This window comes from Micromonospora sp. M61 (assembly GCF_018070245.1).
GTDB lineage: Bacteria > Actinomycetota > Actinomycetes > Mycobacteriales > Micromonosporaceae > Micromonospora > Micromonospora zamorensis.
Genome location: NZ_JAGPYA010000154.1, coordinates 1 through 1,227 on the forward strand (window position 1 = coordinate 1; position 1,227 = coordinate 1,227).

Annotated in this window: 1 protein-coding gene and 1 pseudogene; both read right to left on the reverse strand. The window is 72.8% G+C overall.

What is annotated here, in order from left to right:
* The coding region (locus KBX34_RS33030) for a serine hydrolase (protein ID WP_210928983.1) at positions 1 to 982 on the reverse strand (982 nt) is incomplete at its 3' end.
* 11 nt (positions 983 to 993) lie between these two features.
* Positions 994 to 1,227 (reverse strand): annotated as a pseudogene (locus tag KBX34_RS33035) (exo-beta-N-acetylmuramidase NamZ domain-containing protein); the annotation flags it as partial.

Sequence of the window (1,227 nt, forward strand, 5' to 3'; positions counted from 1 at the left end):
CCGCGGCCGTGGAGAAGACCCCGGCGTGCCCGGCCACCCCGCCGAGCGACCACGCGTTCTCGTCATGGACCTCACCCCACACCATGCCGCGTCCCGCGTACGGCTGGTATTCGGTCGCGGCGATCCGCGACCGCCGCTGCGGGCCGGGGTTGTAGCCGGTGTCGGTCATGCCCAGCGGCCCGGTCACGCCGTCGCGGACCAGGTCGGCCAGCGGCCGACCGGCCACCCGCTCCAGCAGGACTCCCAGCGCGATCAGCCCCAGGTCGGAGTAGACGTACTGGCCACCGGGCGTCGCCCCGGTGGCCAGCGGCGTGGCGAGCGCGGCCGCGAACCGCTCGGCCGGTGTCGGGTACCTGCTCCACAGTGGTGTGAACGCGGGCAGACCCGATGTGTGGGTGAGCAGCATCCGCACGGTCACCGTCGCCTTGCCGCCAGCGGCGAACTCCGGCACGTACCGGGCGACCGGCGTGTCCAGCTCCACCCGTCCCCGCTCCACCTGCTGCATGGCGACGATCGTGGTGAACAGTTTCGACACCGACGCCAGGTCGAAGATGGTGTCGCGCCGCGTCGGGATCTGCTGCTCGGCGGGGAGCTCCACACCGACCAGGTCGGGCGGTGGCCCCACCGCGGAGTACTTCACCGCGCTGCCCACGGCGGCGTGCTGGACGATCACGCCGTCCTTGGCGGCCAGGACCACCGCGCCGGCGTACGCCGGGTAGCCGGGGTGGTCCGGGGTCGGCTGCAGGTACGCCGCCAGGTCGGCGGGCATGCGATCCACCTGGTCGGGGAGCAGTCCGACCTGGCGGGCGCTGCCACGCCGCAACGTGTCGTGGCGGAACTGGATGTCGGCGGGGGTGACGGTCGGCGGACCGGACGACGGTGTCGCGGCGGCCGCCCCGCTGGCGGGCAGCGCCGTGCCCAGGGTCACCAGAGCCAGACCGAGCGCGAGTGAGCGGAGCGGACGACGAGTCGACCTGGTCATGACCGCGCTCCTCAGTAGAGCAGGTAGGGCCGGCGTTGCCGGTTGAAGGTGGCCAACTCCTCGGCCCAGGCGCCGACGACGTCGTCCACGTCAGCTCCGGCGTCGATCTGGGTCCGCAGTCGCGGCGATCCGGTGAGTTTGTCGATCCAGTACGGGCGCACGGTGTCCCACGAGTCGCGTCGCCAGGCGAACGCCGGGTACTTGTGCGCCTCCACGAGCATGGCCACGCCCGTGCGGATCGGGTC